Origin of the sequence: Shewanella sp. T24-MNA-CIBAN-0130, from assembly GCF_040310185.1 — a bacterium.
Taxonomy (GTDB): domain Bacteria; phylum Pseudomonadota; class Gammaproteobacteria; order Enterobacterales; family Shewanellaceae; genus Shewanella; species Shewanella psychromarinicola.
In genome coordinates this window covers 1-232 of the sequence record NZ_JBEOPP010000596.1, presented here as the reverse complement: position 1 = coordinate 232, position 232 = coordinate 1, and the positions used below count along the sequence as shown (strand labels likewise).

Annotated in this window: 1 protein-coding gene; it reads left to right on the top strand. The window is 41.8% G+C overall.

Translation table 11 applies throughout. The features are described 5' to 3' along the window. Positions 1-232 (top strand): GTPase (locus AAEZ02_RS23640; protein ID WP_351125702.1); only part of this gene is annotated, 232 nt, incomplete at both ends.

The following is a 232-nucleotide window of genomic DNA, read 5'->3' as shown; positions in this document are numbered from 1 at the left end:
TTACTGGCCATTGAAGAAGCGGATATTGTTTTATTTTTAGTTGATGCTCGCGTAGGTATGACAGTGGCTGACCAAGCTATTTCTAACCACTTACGTAAGAAAGAGAAAAAGTGCTTTGTGGTAGCCAATAAAACCGATGGGATTGATGCTGACTCGAACTGTGCTGAGTTTTATCAACTTTCACTCGGTGAAGTTCATCATATCGCTGCCGCTCATGGTCGTGGTATTACTT